We start from the raw sequence: 21531 nt of genomic DNA on the forward strand, positions 1-21531 counted from the left end.
CGTATTGCGAAATTTAAGTTGGTCTTAATTTCATTCACCAAGGTAAGATCAGCAAGATAATCAAGCTGTCTATTAAAAAATAATTAACAAAGTATTACAGTTTTCGACAGGAATAGTCATTGTAACTATATGGTAACTGTACTAAAATAAAAGTTGTTTCCACTACTTTTGTAGGGCTAACTGAGGAGATTGCTATGTCATTTGTACTAATAGATCTACAAAAAATTATACTTGGCTTTAGATGGGTAGTGTTATTTATTCTGTTTTTGCTTTATGGGAAAGCAGAATCTATCATCATCTCTAGCTTTTTTTTCTTTATATTTATTAATCTAGTTTGGGTAATACTATCTTTTTACTCGTTGAAGCAAAAGTACTGGCTCTGGCTTTCAGTGTTCGACTTGTGTTTAAGTATTGGTGTTTTAATTAATTTAGGAGGGGCTAACAATCCCTTTATTTTATATACTTTTTTGTCTTTGCTGTGGGTTAGTACCTTTTTAAGAGAAAAGTCAGTTTATAGTTATACCGTATTTTACTTTCTAACCACTTTGTTCATTTGGTTTGGCTTATTTTATTCGCCAGAACGAGTGGAATCGACTGGTCAACATCATTTTTTGTTAAAGGCAATTTCAGTGTACTTGATTTACCTTATTTTTTATTTTTTATTGAAGACGCTAAGAGAAACAAACAAAAGGTGGGGGCAAGTTGCGAGGTTTATTCATCGGTTAAACAAAGTAACAACAATGATTGAGTTGAATATGGCCACAGAAAAAGTAATCAAAACTATTTTTAAATTAGAACAAGTGTATGTTTGCTGGTTTGAAACGTTTGTAAGTGAAGAGTGGAGTGTTAGTTATTATACGAGGTTATTATACGATCAAAAATATGATCGCTATAAAGGAAAGTCCATCATTACACTGCAAGACTACTTAGGTAAGTCGCAAAACTTTTTCTTCTTCCCGATCTCGAGTGTTGGTGATAAGAAAAATACAGGAGCGATATTAATTCCTATAAAAGATAAGAGTACGATCAAACGCTTTGTCTATATTTACTTACATATTATTGCAGCTAGTATACTAAGCCAAAGCAAGCACATTAAACTTCATCAAGAAGTAGAAAGTGCGATGAAGGAAACCGTTCGAAAAAAAATGGCACAGGACATGCATGATGGGTTAGCGCAACAACTGTTCTTTTTATCAGCTCAGTTATTTCAGGTGAAGAATAGCATTAAACAAGGTGATCATGAAAATATTCATGTTCTAATTGATAAAATGGAAGATCAAGTTAAGCACTGCCATTTAGAAGTACGTGATTATATATCATATTTAAGAGATGAGCATAAAATATCGAATATCCTAGACGCTATTGACCAAATGCTAACACGTGTGAAGAAGACGACAGGAATAGAAGTCGAGCTCATTGTAAAAGGGCATGTTAATGAAGAGTCTGTAGATATTGAAGAGGTTATTTATCGTTTAGTTGAAGAATGTGTAAATAATAGTATGAAGCATGCATCACCTACAAAGATCGTGGTAACAATTGAGGCAACAATGGTTCAATGGACAGTAAAAATAACAGATAATGGGAAAGGTATGGAAAAAAAAGTGGTTACTCATTCAACGAGAAAAAGTTACGGTATGATTGGAATTCATGAACGAGTCGATAGTGTAGGAGGAAATTTATTCGTACGTTCAACGGAAGGTAAAGGAACGGAAATTGTAGCAATTATACCGAGGGGGAGAATTCAAGCATATGTATAAGATACTTTTAGCTGATGATCATCAAATCGTCCGAGATGGATTGAAGTTAATTATCGGAAGTCATGGTGATTACACCATTGTTGGGGAAGCAAGTAATGGTGATGAATTGTTATCTAAAGCACTAGAGTTACAACCTGACTTGGTGTTATCTGACTTAAAAATGCCAGGGAGAACTATTATTGATCATTGCCCAGCTATAAAAGAAAACAATCCCAATGTAAAAGTAATGGTGCTGACAGCCTATGATGATAGTGAGGATATATACAATGCTGTAGATGCAGAAGTTGATGGTTATATTATGAAAGATACTCCTCCAGAACAAATATTAAATACAATTCAGATGGTGTTAATGGGAATTTCATGTTTTCAACCGAAAGTAACCGCAAAGAGAGCAACAGATAATAAGGAGACAAAAAACAAGTTAAACCTAACGCAAAGGGAAAAGGAAATCTTTCATAGCATTGTTGATAATTTAAGCAATCAAGAAATTGCTAAGAAGCTATATATTTCGGAAGCAACAGTAAAAACACACGTAAGTAGTATATTACGAAAAACAGGACAACCTAACCGCTCTCAAGCCGTTCTATATGCAATCAAACATAATTTAGTAAATGTTCAACTATAAGGAGGGCGTTATGTGAGTTCATTAACCCACGAGTTAAAAATTAGAGGAGATCATATTCTACTTGGCTTAACATGCCTCATGACGCTTGGAGTTATTTTAAGCCTTGTTCTCTATGTCATCACGAAGGATAATACATCGTTATCGATGTTAATAGGTTTTACATTCTGTTCCCTTTTTCATTGGGCTTTTTATTGCTTACATAGGCAATTTAATAAAAATACGAGTTTACTACAGCATATCACTGCAGGCACTATTTTTCTTTTATTCTTTTTTGTGGCGTTATATAATCCGTTAAATTATATCGAAATGTGGGTATACTTATTGTATTTTCCAATCGTCCTAGGTTTACTAGAAAATGAGAAAGTGTTTCGCGTATGGGGGGCTTTGTTCCTTGTTTTTTACTCTCTATTTCTATTGATTGACCCCACGCTTTATATGAATATGGTGGTTGATAATATGATGATGATAGTAAGTAGATTTTTGTTTGGACTGGGGAGCCTTGTATTTGGTTTTCTGATGGTCAAGCATTTAACGTTAGTAAAAAAATTAACGATTAATGATACAGAAATACAAAGTAAAGAACACGTCGTGTATGTACTGAATACATTAGTTCCTATCGTTGAAACGAAGACACAGACATCGCGTAGTGAAATTGATCAGTCTTCTCAATTAATGAAAAAAATGGCGGCTTATTTTCCAGAAGAACGAATAGAAGATTGGGAAGTGGAGCTTCTTTCATTAGCCCATTATGTCAGTCGAGTTCAGTGGCCAGACTATTTATTTGAAAAGGGCGACAAGCTTACGAGTTACGAATTTAAAACTGTCCAAGAGCATTGTTTGCTTGGTGCAAAGCTTCTAGGAAACTTTGAAGCATTTGAAAGAATACGGACTGCTTTTTTAAATCACCATGAACGAATCGATGGTTCAGGATATCCGTATGGATTAAAAGAAAGAGATATTTCAGTCTTATCGCAAATCCTAGGAGTGGTTGAAACCTTCCTAGCAATGACGAAGCCAAGGGTATATAGAGATGAGTTTACGCTAGATGAAGCATTCATGGAAATAGAGAATATGAGTGGGGAGAAATTTAGTGCCGACGTTGTTGCTGCTTTAGTTACTGCAATAAGCGATGAGAAAATAGAGCGTAGCGATCTAAATATTAGTTAATAGAGAAAAAGATGAGGGGAATCCTCATTCTTCAGTATGATATAAAATCATCCTCACTATTGAAGGTAATCGTCCTCAATGTTGATGTAGAGTCAATGATCACTCTGATATGATGAAAGCAAACATCATATAGGAGAGATCACATGTATCACAAAACATGTAGTCATTGTCAGCAAAATTCATATAGTAGTTACCCCGAAGGTCAGTGGGTTTGTCCGTATTGCCAAAATAATCTAACCTTTCAAAAGGCAATCGCCAATTCTGAGCAGCCGCCGTATATCATTCGCTACTTTCTATCAAAACTCCATAAAAAGCTATTGTTAAGAAGGAACTCGATCTAGTGAACTAGTGAGTTCCTTTTTTCTTTGGTGAGAAGAAGATGTATCACTTGAGATTTGTCTAGCTTCAGTTTCATCGGTTAGAGGTTGCTGGGCTTAAGCAAAAGTATTCAAAAATAGGACACTACTTGCTGCCTCAATAGACTTTATAGTACTTCATTTTTGTATTCACTCTAGGACTTTGATAAGGGAAAAAGGCATTACTAGAATTTCAGGCTTACGTTTATATCGAACGTAGGATACAGGACAGCCCCAAAAATATGGGCCTATTCTTATTACTTTTACGAAAAGTATGAAAAACCTCATCCTGAAGTATGAGAAAAAATCTCCTCCTCATAGATAGTGAGTTTCAACCTGGTGCATGATACCTAGTCCTTTAGAAATCTTATAAGATAGTAAATGTAAACAGCAAGCGAACAACAACAGAATTCGCGAAGAAGAATTCGGAGGAAGTAAAAAATGGTTCAGAAAATACTAGGATTTCTTTTCACAACGATTGTCTTACTCTTTATTGGAGGAGCCTGGATGCTCCACATACTGAGTGATGATAAAAGTCACAATCCAATCTTCGGTTATCAACCACTGATCGTTCTATCAAACAGTATGATGCCTGAGTTTAAAGCAAGTGACATGATCATCATTAGAGAGAAGGAAAATATTCAGAGAGGTGATGTCATAACATTTCGTGCTGACCAAAACTTAGTAACACACAGAGTGATCGACGCACAGGGTGAGTACTTTGAAACTCAGGGTGATAACAACGCTTACCCGGATAGTGAACTTGTACATATGTCATCGATCCTAGGAGTTCACCAATTTACCATTCCGAGTTTCGGTAAAATCTCTTCTTTTATTGCTTCACCGCTAGGGATCATAGTCTTTGTAATTACCCCCCTAGTTCTGGTAGCAGTAATAGAAATATTCAGAAGGTTATTCCCATCTACAGACAAGTCTAATTAAAAATTAAAAATTTATATAACTATTAGGAGGAATTTAAAATGAACAAATTTCAAAAGGCTTTAATCGGAACAGCATTATCTGCAACATTAATCGCAGGTGTAGGAGTAGGGACGTATTCGAGTTTTAATGACAGGCAGTCTGTATCAGCGGTATCCACCGAGGCAGGTAGGTCAGCAGAGTTAATTTTGAATATTGAAAGTCAAGACCAAGTGATTAACGGAAGCAAAGAATTTACTTTATTTTCAGATAAAGATAACTTGGATATCTACCCTGGAGAAACTCTTACAGCAAACCCATTTTACATTGTAAATGATGGAACTCGAGCTATTGACCTAAGAGTTACTGATAATGGTATTACTGCATTCGACTTTAAGCTTGGCAATACTTCAATAAGAAATAATAGAGAATACTTTAAACCTATTATTGCTGAAGCAGTATTCACCCACATAGCAGAAGATGGTACGGAAACAACTCGAGTATTAAAAGATAGCCTATCAAATAACGATCATTATTCAATATTAACAAAAGGCCAACGTGGAAATAGTAATCCTTTAAGAGAGTTCAAAACTTTACTACCAGGTGAAAAGATTAAAGTTGAGGTATCTTTAACACTTGACGAGAGTGCTGGTAATGAGTACCAAGGGAAGACAATTGGTGCATCATTTAAAACAGAAGCTGTACAAAACAATACGGTTGAAAGACAACAATAATAAACTAAGTCTTTAAAAAGAACCAGTGAAATACCTGGTTCTTTTTCCAAAGGAGGAAAATGCCTTGAAAAAATTCTTTTTTGTATTCTTGACCATTTTCTTCATCGGTCCGTTTACATCTAAGGTAGATGCACTTTTTACGAGCGAAGCTTCTTTTACTGCTAAACCAATTTATACAGCTTCAACTTCTAATATTTTAGACTATAGAATTCATGATATAGTCTATGAAGAAGGTGGACATGTTTCTGCTCAATTAACGCTAACAAATAAAGTCGACAGTCAAATTCCCATAATGTTAGAGGGCAATGATACTAGTTTCAGTAAAACAAACTTTAATCTTGCACCTAATTCTATTGAAAAAATAGAAGTTACCTTACTAGTTCCTGAGGGTAAATCTGAACAGGTAGATAGTACTTTTGAATTAATTGGATTTACTGGTGGATATATTAATGAGCATTTAACTCTAAAATATACAGAGTCAAAGCTTATTTATCCTGAGGATACATTAGAGGTGCCAGAACAAGAAAATACAGATAAAGAAGATCTTTCGGTTGAAGGCATAGAAGATAAGCAGATAAGTAGTGAGGGAAATGAAGAAGATGATAGCTCAAACGAGAGCGAGGATATATCTCAGACTATAGAAGGAACCTCTACTACAAGAGAACAAGAGATCGATGAATTAGATAGTGAAGAAAATATGGATGATGCCGAGGTAGTAAAAGCTGCTTCACAAGGCGATAACTTAGAACAAGAGGTACATATAGACTGTTTCGAGAGAAGCCTTTATACAGAATTAACAGAAGGTGAGAAGGAACAGGAGGACCTTAAAGAACCGCAAATGATAGAAACTGATCAAGTACAACTGGAAGAAAAAGGAATCAAATGCAATAATAAAAACTCTATAAAAGAGATGCCGGTTGAAAGTGAAACGCCTAAAGCAATAGCAGTCAGAGATAGTGAAAAGTCTGAGCGAGAAGAAGTTGAAGAAGATACTAGTGAAGGAGATAATATTATTTTAGATAAACAAGGAATGGACCAGGTAAATAAAGAGTATGAAGAGGATAACACCTGACAACATCGGGTATTATCCTATTTTTTTTTCACAAAAGTAAATATTCCATAGTTGAAGAGTTTTACCTTCTTATAAATGTATTGAATTCCGCTTTGGATGTACAGAGTTATTCTGTACGTCATTAAATGAAGAATAACTGTTTAGTAAAGAAAAGGAGAACAAGTCCCCAAACGGCTGGGTACTTCTTCTTTGCTTTATGAGCGCACTTTCATAAGTCTCTTAGCTATTTCCAAATAAACGTTCAACTCATCAACTACATTTTCAACTAATTCTTTACCATCGCGAGTTAACATTTGTTGCTCACTATCAAAGTGAACGGGATCTAATACGAGTTGGCGAGGGATGGCATTGCCGTATAACCCCCGGACGACTGTTCTCATGTTGTTTAAGGCATTGATGCCGCCTTTACCGCCACCTGCAACAGCAATTAAAGCAACGGGTTTATTTTTAAAGTGGTCACTGCCGAGGAAATCTAGCATATTTTTTAACGCACCGCTCATTCCTGAATGATACTCGGGTGTACATAAAATAAAGCCATCTGCCTCTAGTGCCATTTCCTTTAATTGCTTAACTTCTCGAATGTTTTGTTGATCTTTTTCGCCGTTGTATAGAGGAAGCGGGAAGCTGCTTAAATCTATATAGTTTGTATTATACGTATCAACTAAGTGTGAGGCTAATATCCGTGTTCTTCCGTGCTTTCTTGGGGTTCCGTTTATCACTAATACATTCATTACTTTTCTCTCCTTTGCTCGTTGTCTATATTATTATTCTATAAGAAAAATAATAGCTAGACCATCCGTGAAAGGATCGAAATTTTCCTAGAGATAAAGGTGGAATAATGAAGCGAACTTTCTACAACTTTTGAATGAGTTTTTAACCCGTTTAACTAGCGCTAAGACTCCGACTTCAAGCCTTTAAGGAGGCAAAAAAGGCTATTGGGAGATAATCGCTAGTAACAACCCGATTGGTTCAACTAATTTTCAGTGGAGAATGAAGAAACCCGCCACTGAAAAAGTTTCACTTTATTTAAGTCCATTTTTAATCGCATAAAGTGCAGCTTGTGTTCGATCGGACAGTTCAAGTTTACTTAAAAGGTTGGAGACATGTGTTTTTACCGTTTTTTCAGTTATAAAAAGCGTCGCAGCAATTTCTTTGTTGCTTTTTCCGTTCGTAATTTCAAGCAATACCTCTTTTTCTCGTTTCGTTAATGTATCGAGTAGATGTTCTTCTCTTCCTCCAGACATATGCGTTAACACGTGATGTGTGACTTCGGGATGCAATTGACTTTGTCCGTTATACACGGCCTTTATCGTTTTCACCAATTCATCAGGTTCAATGTCTTTTAGTTGATAGCCGTTAGCACCTGCTCGAATGGCAGGAATAACATGATCTTGATCAGAAAAACTCGTTAATATGACGATTTTGATCGTACGGTTTGCTTCTCTAATTTTTTTCGTTGCCTCAATACCATCCATGTTTGGCATGACTAGGTCCATTAATACCACATCTGGCTTTAGTTCATTCACCTTTTCAATGGCGTCCTTCCCATCGTTCGCTTCACCAATAATTTCAATGTCAGATTGCATATCAAGAAAAAAACGTAATCCTCTGCGTACCACAAGGTGGTCATCAGCAATAAGAATACGAATGGTCATTTTCATCTCTCCTTACATCGGAAAAGAAATAGATAGTACCGTACCTTTTCCTACAGTTGTATTCATTTGAAAGGATCCTCGAAGCAGTTCGACTCGTTCCCTCATGCTAGAGAGCCCAATGGAAGCACCCTTTTCGATTGTATTGGGGTCAAACCCAATTCCTTCGTCTTCTATGGTCATTATGACTTGATCTTTTTTGGCTTGAACATATATTTTTGCTGTATAGGTATTCGCATGTTTTTGAATATTATTTAATGCTTCTTGTCCAACTCGCCACAGGCATTCTTCTAGGGAGTTAGGCAAATTGAGCACTCCAGATAGTTCGACGTCGACGTTTAATTTTAACATGTCACCATAGGACTTTAATGCACTTATGACCCCATTTTCTAAACCAGTCGGCCGTAGCTGCCAGATGAGACTGCGCATTTCCTGTAAGGCTTCTTGTGATAGTTCTTGGATGTAGGACAAGGAGCTGTGCAGCTTATCCATGTCATTCAAGTCCTTCATACCACGTGCTGTTAGAGATAGTGAAAATAATAGTTGATTGACAGAATCATGCAAGTCTCGTGCAAGTCGATTTCGCTCTTGGATGAGGGTAATTTCTCTTGATTTTGATTCAATCCGTGTATTTTCAAATAAAATTCCAAGATGGTGACTGAGCTGTTGAATGATTTCGTCATCGATCGGACCTAGCTGTTCATGTGAAATGGTTAGTTTTCCTTTCGTCTCACCAATCTGGAACTGTTTTTCTATTGTATAGAGGGCTTTCTTAGTGATCGGTTGTATTGCTGCTTTCAATTGATTGCATTGTAGTTCAATTCCGGACCAGGAAAACGCACGGTATATTTCATTTACGGCACTGTGTATTAGATTTTCTTCAGTTGCTCGTTGGGCGTTAAGATTTGCGCTAAATTGTCCTAACGTTTGGTAGAGTTCAGCCCGTTTTTGTTCGCTATGGTATAGTTTCATTCGTTTAATGGCGGTTCCGATTTGAAAAGCAACGGCCTCTAGCAAATCAAGTTCGTTGTCCGTAAAACGTGATTTATGAGGTGCTGCGACATTGAGGAGGCCGAATCGCTCGTCTCCTGCTTGAAGAGGAACGGTGGCGTGATGTGTGATTTCGTTTGTTTTACCCCATTGATGTTTAATGGCATCGTCAATTCGTTTACAGCCGATAATATTAAATGCTCTATTTAATGTATTGTCATTATATTCTTTAATACACCAACAGTTTCCTTCACACATGGGCCTCTTTGCCTGCCAGCTTAAAGCTGGCGGGAGGTCAATGTCAGCAATTAATTGATAGTTTCCTTGTGGATCGATTAAGTAGATCCAACCAGTTTGGAGTTCAGTCACTTGCAATAACTCTTTTAATACTGTTTGAAGCATTTCCTCCAAGTTATTTCCTTGATTTAACGTTTCGGCAATCGCTTTAATCGTTTTTAGCTTTGTCATCTCTTGATGGCGGTCCACTTTCGTTCCCCCTCACTTTTTTGGTGCCAGGCACGTTTAATGCGCTGTTGCGGTACTGTGATGAAGGTGCCTGGTACCCTAGTAGCAGTGTGTATTAAGGTTTATTCGCTTTTTTGGGTTGACTTTCCTTTTTCGTTTATTGAACCATGATCGTTTGTTGAGGGGGTTGGTGTAGAGTTTCCAACCCTCTTTTGAGATTTGTTCGACTTTTCTTTTCTTCTCATGGATCAATCCATCGTAGCCGAAATGTTGCATCTTTCATCACTCCTGTTGGTTTTGTTACTTTTATTGTAGGTTGATATGAAAATGGAAACGTCTGGCAGAGGGTTGAAGTCTGATTACATATTTGGTTGTATCATTTTTGTGGAAAAAATCAGACTTTAGAAGGAGGGAAGAACCTACGTTTACAATAGGGCGATGGTGAGTATGATAGTAGTGGATGAATTTTACTTTAATGGCTGTCATTCATAGCTATCTTTGTATTTTTATGATATAACTACTAGTAAAATGAACTGTGAAATAGAGAGGTTGAGGTGGATGGAGAGTACGAATAATTCGTCAAACTTTATTAAGCACATTGTGACTGAAGATTTAAAGTCAGGAAGGAACGATGAGATAGTCACTCGGTTTCCTCCAGAGCCAAATGGATACTTACATATTGGTCATGCTAAATCAATCGTTTTAAACTTTGAACTTGCTGATGAGTATAAAGGAAAGACGAATTTACGATTTGATGACACAAACCCATTAAAAGAAGATCAAGAGTTTGTTGACTCGATTAAAGAAGATGTAACGTGGTTAGGGTACGAATGGGATGGGCTATTCTATGCTTCTAATTATTTTGATGAAATGTATGAGCGTGCAGTACTTCTTATTAAAAAAGGCTTAGCTTATGTTGATGATTTAACAGCTGAACAAATTAGAGAGTATCGTGGAACGTTGACGGAACCTGGTAAAGAGAGTCCAAACCGCAATCGTTCAGTTGATGAAAACTTAGATCTATTTGAGCGAATGAAGAACGGTGAATTTGGTAACGGCGAGAAAGTGTTACGGGCAAAAATTGATATGGAATCTCCCAACTTAAATATGAGAGATCCTGTTCTTTATCGTATTTCACACGCGACACACCATAATACAGGAGATACGTGGTGCATCTATCCGATGTATGACTTTGCGCATCCACTAGGTGATGCAATTGAAGGAGTAACCCATTCAATTTGTACGTTAGAGTTTGAAGATCATCGTCCATTATATAATTGGGTCGTTGAGCATTGTGAAATGGAAGCTACTCCAAAGCAAATTGAATTTGCTCGTTTAAACTTAACGAATACGATAATGAGTAAGCGTAACTTGAAGCAATTAGTGGATGAAAATGTGGTAGATGGCTGGGATGACCCACGCATGCCAACGATTTCTGGATTAAGAAGAAGAGGATTTACGCCTGAATCGATCCGTAATTTCTGCCGAGAAATTGGGGTGGCGAGAAGCTATAGTACGGTAGATGTTCAGATGCTGGATCACTTTGTTCGTGAAGATTTAAAATTAAAAGCACCACGTACGATGGGAATTATCAAACCGTTGAAAGTGGTTATTACGAATTATCCAGAAGGTCAAGTAGAAATGCTTGATGCTGAAGTTAACCCTGAAAATCCGGAAATGGGGACGCGTCAAATTCCATTTTCCCGTGAAATCTATATCGAGCAAGAAGACTTCATGGAAGATCCACCGAAAAAGTACTTCCGCTTATTCCCAGGAAATGAAGTTCGCTTAAAACATGCGTATTTTATTAAGTGTGAAGAGGTCATTAAAGACGAGAATGGAAATGTCGTTGAACTTCGTTGTACGTATGATCCGGAAACAAAGAGTGGCACTGGCTTTACAGGAAGAAAAGTAAAAGGAACCCTCCATTGGGTAGAGGCGACAAATGCTGTACCTGCCGAGTTCCGTTTATATAACCCTCTAATCTTAGATGAAGAAAAAGAAGAAGGAAAAACGTTCTTAGACCATGTGAATCCAAATTCTTTAGAAATCTTAAAAGGATTTGTAGAGCCAAACATGGCCGAAGCAAAAGCGAACGATAAGTTCCAGTTCTTCAGACATGGGTACTTTAATGTGGACCCGAAACATACAACATCCGATCAATTAGTCTTTAACTTAATTGTATCGTTAAAAAGTTCGTTTAAACTATAAAAAAAAGAGTACCAGGTACCTTTAGTGAACTAAAGGTACCTGGTACCTTTTTGTGTGTGGCACCTTATTTGTGTGGTTTCAAAAGATCACTTTTATCATGGGGTTATTATAGAATTTCTTTTACCCGTCCAACAGAACCATCTTGAAGGCGAACTTTGATGCCATGCGGGTGAAAGCTTGACTTTGTTAAGATGTCTTTTACAATTCCGTTCGTCAATTTTCCTGTTCGCTGATCTTGTTTTAAAACGATATTTACTTGTATCCCAGTAGAAATATCACTTCGGTTTTGTCCGTTCATTACGTCCCCATCCGTTTGCGCTGGTTATTGATCTTTTTCGTTTGTTGGCTTTTCATTTTTTGAGGTTGATTGGACGAATGGGAGTTGATACTGCCTTGTCCTTGATTTTTCTTTTTATTGGCTAGTTGTTGTTTGATGGCATCTTGCAGGTTAATCTTTTTCTTTTCTTGTGTTTGGTTTTTTTCTTCAGACATTTTGTTAATGCTCCTTTTGGTTTCATTCGTTCCTATACAGGTTATCATAAAAATAGCTTTTTTATATTGTTTTCTTTTTTGGGCGTTAGTATTACTAATGATAATTATATTAAAAAAGTAGAAAAAATGTAGATTCGTTTATTCGGTTCTCTTGGTTGTGTCGTTTCACATGGTAAAATATAAGCAAGTAAAATTATTGAATTAGGAGAGACACGATGAAAAAAATATGTGTGTTTGCAGGTTCAAATCCAGGTGCAAACCCTGAATTTGAACAAAGTGCTGTTCATTTAGGACGAGTTTTAGCGGAGCAAAATATTGAATTAGTGTATGGCGGATCGAAAATTGGTTTAATGGGAAGTATCGCTGACAGTGTCTTAAAATCAGGCGGAAAAGTGACAGGGGTTATGCCGAAAAACCTATTTAAAAGAGAAATCATTCACCCTTTAGTAACTGAATTTCACGAAACAGAAACGATGCATGAACGAAAAGCACTGATGTCTGAGTTAGCCGATGGTTATATCGCATTACCAGGTGGAATTGGGACGTTCGAAGAGTTATTTGAAGTCATGTGTTGGGCACAAATTGGCATCCATAAAAAACCGATTGGAGCCTTAAATGTGTTAAATTACTATGACCCAGTTAGTGAATTGATCAAAAAAGCGGCAACGGCAGGATTTATGCCGCAAGCTAATGTAGACTTACTCATTATTGAAAAGCAACCGGAAATGCTTTTAGAAAAAATGTTGAACCAAAACAAAGGGATGTGGTCGGAAGAAGAGGTCGATCTATAATTAATTAACGTCGCCTTATGCATAGCGTGAAGTTTTTGAAAAAACGGTTGAAAAGCAAGAAAGTATACTACACAGCCAAATATAAAGAAACGCTGACTCCATAAAAGTGTGAACCCCTTTAAAGTAGCTAATAACGTTAGCCTTTAGAAGGTAACACAAACACACAAGGGTCAGCTTTTTTCTCGTGGAACCCATTAAACGTTATAGAAATTTTAAATGCAGATGAAGGTGCATATATTTCCAGTAGTAGATAATATTAATAACTATTAGTATCAGGTAGTAAAAACCTATTGATTTTCACCTTTAAGTACTGTTACGATTAAACTAATCTCAGTTTATTCGAATTTTTAGTGTTTAAAGGGGCATTTTATAGAAACAATAGGAGATGTATGAAAACAATTTGAGTGAAATTGGAAGGGGAAAAAAATGAAAGAATATCAATCGTTATCTTGGTACGCTGCTCGTCTAAAACCTCATCTGCCTAAAGAAGCGTATAAGCCAGTACCTTCTCGTTTATTAGGTGGATTAGCATTTTTGATTGTGATTGTTGCGGGCTTTTTAGCTGTTGGTTTGCTTGAGTTAAATATTTGGGGCAACCTCCTAATAGCTGTTGTTTTAGGGTCTTGCTATGCTAGTCTTGGTTTTTTAGGACATGAAATCTTACATGGAACTGTAGTAAGAAAACCATGGATCCGTGACCTTTTAGGCGCGATTGCATTTTGGCCGTTATGTACTGGACCAAGTTTGTGGCGCAAATGGCATAATATGAATCACCATGTTCACACACAAGACGAACATAAAGATCCAGATGCTTGGATTACGTCTGATCATCTAGAGAAAAGTAAGTTAGTGCGGTTAATGTATCGTATTCCTTTATTTATTCGTGCTACATTTAGTTTACTCTCATTAGCAATGACGTTTACTGTACATTCATCAAGAATGTTCAAAGTATACATAAAAGACTTTAATCCAAGAAACCGACCTAAAGTATGGTTGCAGTTGATTTTGCCTTGGGCATCATGGATTGGCCTTCTGTTTTGGATTGGATTTACGAATTGGTTCTTTGTATTCTTACTACCATTATTAATTGCAAACTTTATTGTCATGTCGTATATATCAACGAACCATCGATTGAATCCACTCGTACCTGTTAATGACCCGTTAGCAAACAGTTTATCAGTCACGGTTCCGAAGTGGGTAGATGCGATCCATTTTAACTTTTCGTATCATACCGAGCATCACTTATTTCCATCGATTAGCCCGAAATACTATCCACTAGTGAAAGAAAAAATCAAAGAGCGTTGGCCTGACCGTTATCACGAAATGCCTTTTTTACAGGCAATGATTGCATTATTTAAAACGCCGCGACTGTATTACAAGCAAAATGAGTTGGTCGATCCACGTGCAGGTCATAGGTATGGTTCACTAGGGCATGGGTTAGATCCGAATAATATTAGCTATCATAGTGGTGATCAAACTATCCACCCGGATGGAACGTCTAAAAATAAAGACGTCTAAATGAGTTGATTTAACTAATTGCTACGCGTTTAATTATAGAAGGGCTAGTGTGGACGGAAGACTGGAAATAGTGGACTCAGAGGCCGTTATTTCAGCAAAAAGGGTAGCTTTTTAGAGCTTAACGGACTCAGAAGTCGTTATTCTTCAAAATTCACAGTGATCATTAGTGAATTTAAATAGATAAGGGCCTAACGATTCAATTTTAATGATTTTCATTAAAATAGGAGCTTCTGAGTCCGCTAAGAATTCTCGATTTCAATATCTGTTCTTTCCTGTCACGATTCTTATCATTTATACGGAGGAGCCCAATCGAATTATACTACTCACTAGTCATTTCCAAATTCTCCAATGTCCCGTATACATTGACAACAACAGACGATCTCCCTATAATTAATTTCGTTATAAAAGAATAACAAAACTGTGGAAACGCAGGAGAGGTTCTAGCTCAAACCCTCTATAAAAAACTAAGGGAAATAAATCACGTATCCTTCCTTAGGGTGCGTTTTTTTGTTTTTTTGTTAAAAAATCAATGATACTGGCTCTAGAAACCGATAGTAGCATGTCTTGATAAGTAGATATTTTCTAGATTTTCAATTTTTATTGTCTGGAATAATGCATTTATTGTCCGGTTTTTGAATTTTATTGTCCAAATCACCATTTTATTTGCCAAAGAGTGAAGAAATAGTTAAATCACATGACGTTAAGCTAGAGAATGAGAAAGGATGAAAAATAATGGTAGGTCGTAAAGATGAAGAGTTACAAGATGTAACTTTATTAGGTAATCAAAATACAAAATATGATTATGAATATAACCCTGGGGTTCTAGAAACATTCGATAACCAACATCCAGGGAGAGATTATTTCGTTAAATTCAATTGTCCAGAATTCACAACGCTATGCCCCAAAACAGGACAACCGGATTTTGCTACAATTTACATTAGTTATATCCCAGATGTTAAAATGGTAGAGAGTAAATCGCTAAAATTGTATTTATTTAGCTTCCGTAATCACGGTGATTTCCATGAAGATAGTGTCAACACGATTATGAACGATTTAATCGATTTAATGAATCCAAGATATATTGAAGTATGGGGGAAGTTCACTCCACGTGGCGGTATTTCCATTGACCCTTACTGTAACTACGGAAAACCAGGCACTAAATATGAAGAAATGGCAAATTTTCGCTTAATGAACCACGATTTGTACCCTGAAACGATTACAAACCGATAATGTTGATTTGCTTTTTAGAACAAAAAGTAATATAGTTAGAATAATGTTAACAAGTTAGGAATTGATTTTACTTCGGCCTCTTGATCAGATAGAGTTGTACCGAGTCATCTTCAGTTTGCAACTGTTAACAAAGTTTGTTTTTTTTTAGGAGGCCATATAATATGGTAGGAAAAGTAAAATGGTTTAATGCAGAAAAAGGTTTTGGATTTATCGAGCGCGAAGGTGGAGACGACGTATTCGTACACTTCAGTGCCATTCAAGGTGAAGGCTTCAAGAGTTTAGAAGAAGGCCAAGACGTTGAATTTGAAATTGTTGAAGGAAACCGTGGTCCACAAGCTGCTAACGTAACTCGTCTATAATTGATTGATATCATATACGTTAAAGATAATGGCCATATTCCATATGACTGGAGTATGGCTTTCTTCTTTTCATTCCTATTACCAATAATTGGCCCCGATGTAGATTATTTACGCAGTAATTTTAATTAACTCCATGAATTGAGTATGATAAATCTCTGAGAAAAAGCAAACGCTATAATATAAATTAATTTAGATACAAAGGAGATTAAGATCCATTGACAACATTTTATGACTTTGGAATACACCAACAAATTGTTAAAGCTATTACAGACATGGGATTTGAAGAGGCAACGCCAATTCAAGAACAAACGATTCCTACAGCACTTTCTGGTAAAGATGTTATAGGACAAGCACAAACAGGAACAGGGAAAACAGCTGCTTTTGGAATTCCGTTAATTGAAAAGATGGTTGTAGATGCAGGGACAATTCAAGGTCTTGTATTAGCACCTACTCGTGAGTTAGCGGTTCAAGTAGCAGAAGAACTAAATAAAATCGGGAATCTTCGCGGCGTAACCGCTTTGCCGATTTACGGTGGGCAAGATATTGTTCGTCAAATTAAAGCATTAAAACGTAAACCTCAAATCATTGTAGCAACACCTGGTCGTTTTATGGACCATATGCGTCGTAAAACTGTTCGTATGGATGCCATTCAAATGGTTGTTCTAGACGAAGCAGATGAAATGCTAAACATGGGCTTCATTGAGGACATTGAAACGATTTTAGCGGAAGTTCCTAATGAGCGCCAAACACTATTGTTCTCAGCAACAATGCCAAAACAAATTCGCAGACTGGCCGAAAGATTTATGAAACCAGACGCCGAAGCGATTGTTGTGAAATCGGTTGAAATTACAACTGCTAACGTTGAACAAGAATATATGGAAGTACCTGAGTCGAAGAAATTCGATGTGCTTTGCCGTATGCTAGACGTCCATTCACCAACATTAGCTATCGTATTTGGTCGTACGAAGCGTCGTGTTGATGAAGTTTCTGAGGCTTTAAATAAACGAGGTTACGGCGCTGAAGGTTTACATGGTGATATTAACCAAAACCAGCGTGACCGAGTGATTAAGAAATTTAAAGAAGGTACAGTTGAAGTTCTAGTTGCGACAGATGTTGCTGCTCGTGGTTTAGACATTACAGGTGTGACGCATGTTTATAACTTTGATATTCCACAAGACCCTGAAAGTTATGTTCACCGTATTGGACGTACAGGTCGTGCCGGAAACAAAGGGTTAGCGTTAACGTTAGTTACACCAAGAGAACTTTCGCATTTAAAAACGATTGAAAAAACGTCAAATCGTAAAATTACGAGAAAACCTGTACCGACTTTAGCTGAGGCGATGGAAGGTCAGCTTCGTATGACGGTTGAAAGCTTAATGAAGATGGTAGAAGAAAATGACATTCAATCGTACCGTATGTCTGCTGAACAGCTTCTTGAGGAAACGGACTCAGTAACGTTACTTTCAGCTGCCTTAAAAATGTTAACGAAGGAGCCAAATGATGTTCCAATTAAGTTAACTGAAGAAGCACCGTTACGAATCAAAGGCTATAAATCTGGCGGTGGCCGAGGTAAAGGCGGCGGCGGTGGCGGTGGTTATGGCCGTGGAAATAATAAAGACCGTGACCGCAATCGAGGTGGCGATCGCGACCGTAAAGGTGGATCAAGAGGCAATTCTAAAAACAGCAAAGTAAGAGTCTCAGCTTCACGTAAAAAGAAAAACGACTAATAAAGACATTACTAATATCAAGGCTGGCAGTTTACAATGAACTGCCTCCTTTTTTTTGTAATTTATTACAAGTATAAAAAAAGGACTTTATTTCCGATATAAAAGATATAGCTTATTTTAGCGGAGAAGAGGTTCAACCAATGAATGCATTAGAAAAATTACAGTTTGAAGATTTAAAGAAGAAAAATGTCCTGATGTTACTAGCTATCGGAATTTCACTTGTTTTAGGGATGGTGTATACTTTTTTATCGAAACAATTTGATCGTTCATGGATATATGGCACTGAATTTATGTTACTTCTTGTTGGTTATGCTGTTCTTAGACGAAATCCTAAAGGACATAAGTTATTTCCATACTTTAGTATCTTTGTTATCTTTTTATTTACATATATTTCTCTTGTGCTACACGGTGGGAGTGTTGGTTTAGTAGCTATACTCTTTTTCTTACTTGTATTTTCCACCGTTCAACTTGACCGCGTTTTGTTTACAATTGGTTTTATTTTAGGTTTAGTTGCCTTATTAATCATAGGATCTGATAAGTCTTCAGTTGAAAGTGGTGTAATTCAAGATAATTTTGGTAATATGATCATTGCCTACGTTTTAACTGCTATGTTACTTGGTGTAATTACGCATTTAAGTAAAAAGCAATTTCAGGCGTTAGAACAGTTTGTGTCTAATGCAGAACAAGAAGCGTTAGAAAAAGAAATGCAAAAAGTAAATCTTGAACAAGATGTAGTCGGTATTTCTGACAATATTGATAATGTAAATGAACAATTACGAAATAGTGTGAAAGTGCAGACTGAAATGCACTCAGCCATTAATGAGGTAGCTGTCGGAAGCCAAACGCAAACCGAACAAATTAGTATCATTGCTCAAAATGCTCATCATACAAAGGAATCGATGCACAGATTAAACCAAACATCAAAACAGCTCTCATCAGAATTTAATCGTGTCGTCGACGTGGCTGAGCAAGGTCAAACACAAGCAAACGACTTATCAATGGAGATGAAGGAATTACAATCTACTGTTGAGGAACTCCATAACATTTTTGAAAAATTAACATTAAGAATCGAAGAAACAAATACATTTACTGATAATGTAAAAAAGATTACCGAGCAAACAAATTTATTAGCACTTAACGCTTCGATTGAAGCAGCACGAGCAGGAGAAGCTGGAAAAGGCTTTTCAGTTGTAGCGCAAGAAATTAGAAAATTAGCTGAAATGACGAGCCAAACAACTGAGAAGATTACGAAAAACCTATTAGAGTTAAATGAAAGTAATCATCTCGCTTATGACAAAATGGAAGCGAGTGGTTCAATGCTCGTAAGCAGCGTTACTTTCACAGCTGAAGTCACCTCACATTTTCAGCACTTACATGAACGTATCACAGAAATTAATCAAACAGTCACAATGTTTGAGGACTTATCGAGTGATGTTCATGAGAAAGCAACAGATGTGGAGCAAGCGACAAATGAACTTGCTGCGGTTATTGAACAAGATTCTGCAAGCTTAGAAGAAATGAGTGCGACAACGGAAGCGATGAATGAAGATATAAAAAGAATTTCAGGTTATATGGAGGATACGGTAAAACGTGTCGAAAGTATTAAAAAGAGTAATTAATAATGACTAATACGAAAACAGCAAGGATTCCTTGCTGTTTTTTTTGCGTTTAGGATGTCGCATTTCGAAGCCTCAAGAGGGAGCTATATTTTGTCGTTATAATGGTCAAGAAGATTTAAGAGAAGGCTGTTTTCGTAAACTTGGTTGCTTTTGGACCGTTTTTTGAAAATAAAATAGCCTTTTCAAGACAAATTTTGTCTGAACGCTATTTTATTTTCAAAAGCTTCACGCATAGCGTGAAGAGCCAAGCATTCGCTTGGCTTACGGTCTAAAAGCACGGAGCAACAATCTTTGTAAAAAGAGCCTTGAGAAAACAGCTTAAGGCAAACAATCTGTTTATGAGTTTTATCTAATAATAAAATCACTATGTCAGATTACCTAACAAAATCGTTGAAGTAATTTTTAGATAATTTAAAATAAGAGTTAACAAGAGATGTTAATAAAGATTACATGAAAGGGAAGTGTTAATTATGAGTACAGTTTCTTCTACAAAAAAGTTAACTTTAGAGGCGATTAAAGAGATTATTAAGGAAAAGCATGTGGAGCTTCTGCATATGCAATTCGTTGACATTGAAGGGACATTAAAACATGTAACGATTACGGCAGAACAAATCGATGCAGCTGCTGATGGAAAAATTATGTTTGACGGATCGTCAATTACTGGTTTTTCTCCAATTAATAAATCGGACTTATATTTACTGCCAGATTTAAATACATTTTGTGTTCTTCCTTGGTCTGTAGAAGAAGGGTACTCAGAAGCTCGCTTTCTTTGCGGAGTAAAAAATCCGGACGGTACTGATTTTGAAGGAGATCCGCGTCACGTTTTAAAGAGGACGGTAGAAAAAGCAAAAGAACAAGGTTACGGGATTAGTGTTGGGCCAGAGTTAGAGTTCTTCTTATTTGAAACGGATGACAAGGGTCGTCCTACATTAAATACACAAGACGTTGGTGGATACTTTGAACCGTCTCCGCATGACTACGGTGAGAAAGTTCGTCTAGCAATCTATCGTACGTTAAAAGAAATGGGCTTTACAATTGAAGCGTCTCACCATGAAGTGGCTGAAGGTCAGCATGAGATCAACTTCAAGTATGCTGATGCGCTTGGTGCAGCAGATAACGCGACAACGTATAAATGGGTTGTAAAAACGGTGGCGAGACAATTTGGACTTCATGCTTCGTTTATGCCTAAACCGATTGCTGGGGCGAATGGAAGCGGAATGCATACAAACATTTCATTATTTGATCTCGAAAAGCAAGAAAATGCATTTTACGATCCAAGCGATAGTCGTGAACTTTCTGAGAAAGCGTACCAGTTTATCGGTGGGTTAATTGACAATATTGATAATTTTGTAGCGGTGATTAACCCGCTAGTTAACTCTTATAAGAGACTTGTACCTGGTTACGAAGCACCATGCTATGTCGCTTGGTCAGCATCGAACCGTTCAGCGTTAATTCGTATTCCAGCAACACGCGGTGCAGGAACTCGCGTTGAAATTCGTTGCCCAGATCCATCAGCTAACCCTTATTTAGCATTTGCGATTATTGCGTCAGCGGGTCTAGATGGTGTAAACCGTAAGTTAGAAGCACCGGCTGAAGTACTAGATGACATTTTCAGTATGTCGCCAGCTGAGTTAAAAGAAAGAGGCATTCGAAACTTACCAACGAGCTTAGAAGCGGCAGTTGATGCGCTAGAAGAAGGAAAAATTGGACGCTCAACATTAGGAGATCACGTATTCGCAGAGTTTGTAGACTTAAAACGCGCCGAATATGATAGTTTCAGAACAGCTGTTACGGGCTGGGAAATTGACAACTACCACGCGAAATTCTAAGGATAGAAATACGAAACAC

19 protein-coding genes and 1 riboswitch are annotated in these 21531 nt (G+C 37.0%); of the genes, 14 read left to right on the plus strand and 5 right to left on the minus strand.

Going from position 1 to position 21531, the window contains the following annotated elements; all coding sequences use genetic code 11:
- The first annotated feature begins 194 nt into the window (after positions 1-194).
- The 6 genes from ACNSTQ_RS00360 to ACNSTQ_RS00385 all read left to right on the plus strand — a co-directional run bounded on the left by ACNSTQ_RS00360 (position 195) and on the right by ACNSTQ_RS00385 (position 6629).
- A complete protein-coding gene (locus ACNSTQ_RS00360) occupies positions 195-1757 on the plus strand; it encodes a sensor histidine kinase (RefSeq protein WP_418197875.1) in 1563 nt (520 codons plus the stop codon).
- The gene (locus ACNSTQ_RS00365) at positions 1750-2382 is read left to right on the plus strand and encodes a response regulator (RefSeq protein WP_418197876.1); all 633 of its coding nucleotides are present in this window, start codon (positions 1750-1752) and stop codon (positions 2380-2382) included. The genes ACNSTQ_RS00360 and ACNSTQ_RS00365 overlap by 8 nt, the downstream gene beginning before the upstream one ends.
- A 12-nt stretch (positions 2383-2394) precedes the next feature.
- Complete coding sequence (locus ACNSTQ_RS00370) at positions 2395-3549, plus strand: HD-GYP domain-containing protein (RefSeq protein ID WP_418197877.1); 1155 nt, start codon at positions 2395-2397, stop codon at positions 3547-3549.
- A 797-nt stretch (positions 3550-4346) separates the two neighbouring features.
- Positions 4347-4847, plus strand: coding sequence for a signal peptidase I (locus tag ACNSTQ_RS00375; RefSeq protein ID WP_418197878.1), 501 nt, complete (start codon positions 4347-4349; stop codon positions 4845-4847).
- A gap of 38 nt (positions 4848-4885) precedes the next feature.
- Positions 4886-5557: a hypothetical protein gene (locus tag ACNSTQ_RS00380; protein ID WP_418197879.1), complete on the plus strand. Its 672-nt coding sequence runs from the start codon at positions 4886-4888 to the stop codon at positions 5555-5557.
- 64 nt (positions 5558-5621) lie between these two features.
- The gene (locus tag ACNSTQ_RS00385; RefSeq protein ID WP_418197880.1) at positions 5622-6629 is read left to right on the plus strand and encodes a hypothetical protein; all 1008 of its coding nucleotides are present in this window, start codon (positions 5622-5624) and stop codon (positions 6627-6629) included.
- A gap of 194 nt (positions 6630-6823) precedes the next feature.
- Here the strand turns inward: ACNSTQ_RS00385 and ACNSTQ_RS00390 are convergent, their stop codons facing one another.
- The 3 genes from ACNSTQ_RS00390 to ACNSTQ_RS00400 form a co-directional block, all read right to left on the minus strand.
- Complete coding sequence (locus ACNSTQ_RS00390) at positions 6824-7360, minus strand: NADPH-dependent FMN reductase (RefSeq protein ID WP_418197881.1); 537 nt, start codon at positions 7358-7360, stop codon at positions 6824-6826.
- Between the two features lie 291 nt (positions 7361-7651).
- Positions 7652-8284: a response regulator gene (locus tag ACNSTQ_RS00395; RefSeq protein ID WP_418197882.1), complete on the minus strand. Its 633-nt coding sequence runs from the start codon at positions 8282-8284 to the stop codon at positions 7652-7654.
- Between the two features lie 12 nt (positions 8285-8296).
- The gene (locus ACNSTQ_RS00400) at positions 8297-9757 is read right to left on the minus strand and encodes a GAF domain-containing sensor histidine kinase (protein ID WP_418197883.1); all 1461 of its coding nucleotides are present in this window, start codon (positions 9755-9757) and stop codon (positions 8297-8299) included.
- Positions 9758-10294: 537 nt separating this feature from the next.
- On the opposite strand from ACNSTQ_RS00400, the gene ACNSTQ_RS00405 reads away from it, so the two are divergent.
- Entirely contained in the window at positions 10295-11947 is a 1653-nt protein-coding gene (locus ACNSTQ_RS00405) for a glutamine--tRNA ligase/YqeY domain fusion protein (protein WP_418197884.1), read from the plus strand.
- Positions 11948-12053: 106 nt separating this feature from the next.
- Here ACNSTQ_RS00405 and ACNSTQ_RS00410 read toward each other — a convergent pair whose 3' ends face one another.
- The gene (locus ACNSTQ_RS00410; RefSeq protein ID WP_418197885.1) at positions 12054-12245 is read right to left on the minus strand and encodes a YwbE family protein; all 192 of its coding nucleotides are present in this window, start codon (positions 12243-12245) and stop codon (positions 12054-12056) included.
- A complete protein-coding gene (locus tag ACNSTQ_RS00415; protein ID WP_418197886.1) occupies positions 12245-12439 on the minus strand; it encodes a hypothetical protein in 195 nt (64 codons plus the stop codon). The genes ACNSTQ_RS00410 and ACNSTQ_RS00415 overlap by 1 nt, the downstream gene beginning before the upstream one ends.
- Before the next feature lie 215 nt (positions 12440-12654).
- Between ACNSTQ_RS00415 and ACNSTQ_RS00420 the strand changes: the two genes are divergently transcribed.
- The 7 genes from ACNSTQ_RS00420 (at position 12655) to glnA (ending at position 21512) form a co-directional block, all read left to right on the plus strand.
- The gene (locus ACNSTQ_RS00420; protein ID WP_418197887.1) at positions 12655-13230 is read left to right on the plus strand and encodes a TIGR00730 family Rossman fold protein; all 576 of its coding nucleotides are present in this window, start codon (positions 12655-12657) and stop codon (positions 13228-13230) included.
- A gap of 426 nt (positions 13231-13656) precedes the next feature.
- A complete protein-coding gene (locus tag ACNSTQ_RS00425) occupies positions 13657-14748 on the plus strand; it encodes a fatty acid desaturase family protein (protein WP_418197888.1) in 1092 nt (363 codons plus the stop codon).
- A gap of 428 nt (positions 14749-15176) precedes the next feature.
- A riboswitch (PreQ1 riboswitch) is annotated at positions 15177-15222 on the plus strand.
- Between the two features lie 258 nt (positions 15223-15480).
- Positions 15481-15978 carry a preQ(1) synthase gene (queF, locus tag ACNSTQ_RS00430; protein WP_418197889.1) on the plus strand — a complete coding sequence of 166 codons (498 nt, stop codon included), beginning with the start codon at positions 15481-15483 and terminating at the stop codon, positions 15976-15978.
- Between the two features lie 161 nt (positions 15979-16139).
- Complete coding sequence (gene cspD / locus ACNSTQ_RS00435) at positions 16140-16337, plus strand: cold-shock protein CspD (RefSeq protein ID WP_418197890.1); 198 nt, start codon at positions 16140-16142, stop codon at positions 16335-16337.
- A gap of 215 nt (positions 16338-16552) precedes the next feature.
- Positions 16553-18064 carry a DEAD/DEAH box helicase gene (locus tag ACNSTQ_RS00440; RefSeq protein WP_418197891.1) on the plus strand — a complete coding sequence of 504 codons (1512 nt, stop codon included), beginning with the start codon at positions 16553-16555 and terminating at the stop codon, positions 18062-18064.
- A gap of 140 nt (positions 18065-18204) precedes the next feature.
- Positions 18205-19683, plus strand: a complete 1479-nt coding sequence (locus tag ACNSTQ_RS00445; RefSeq protein ID WP_418197892.1) for a methyl-accepting chemotaxis protein — start codon at positions 18205-18207, stop codon at positions 19681-19683.
- Between the two features lie 470 nt (positions 19684-20153).
- Positions 20154-21512, plus strand: a complete 1359-nt coding sequence (gene glnA / locus ACNSTQ_RS00450) for a type I glutamate--ammonia ligase (RefSeq protein WP_418197893.1) — start codon at positions 20154-20156, stop codon at positions 21510-21512.
- Positions 21513-21531 lie beyond the last annotated feature (19 nt).

This window comes from Alkalihalobacterium sp. APHAB7, assembly GCF_048323755.1.
Classification (GTDB): Bacteria; Bacillota; Bacilli; order Bacillales; family Bacillaceae_F; genus Alkalihalobacterium.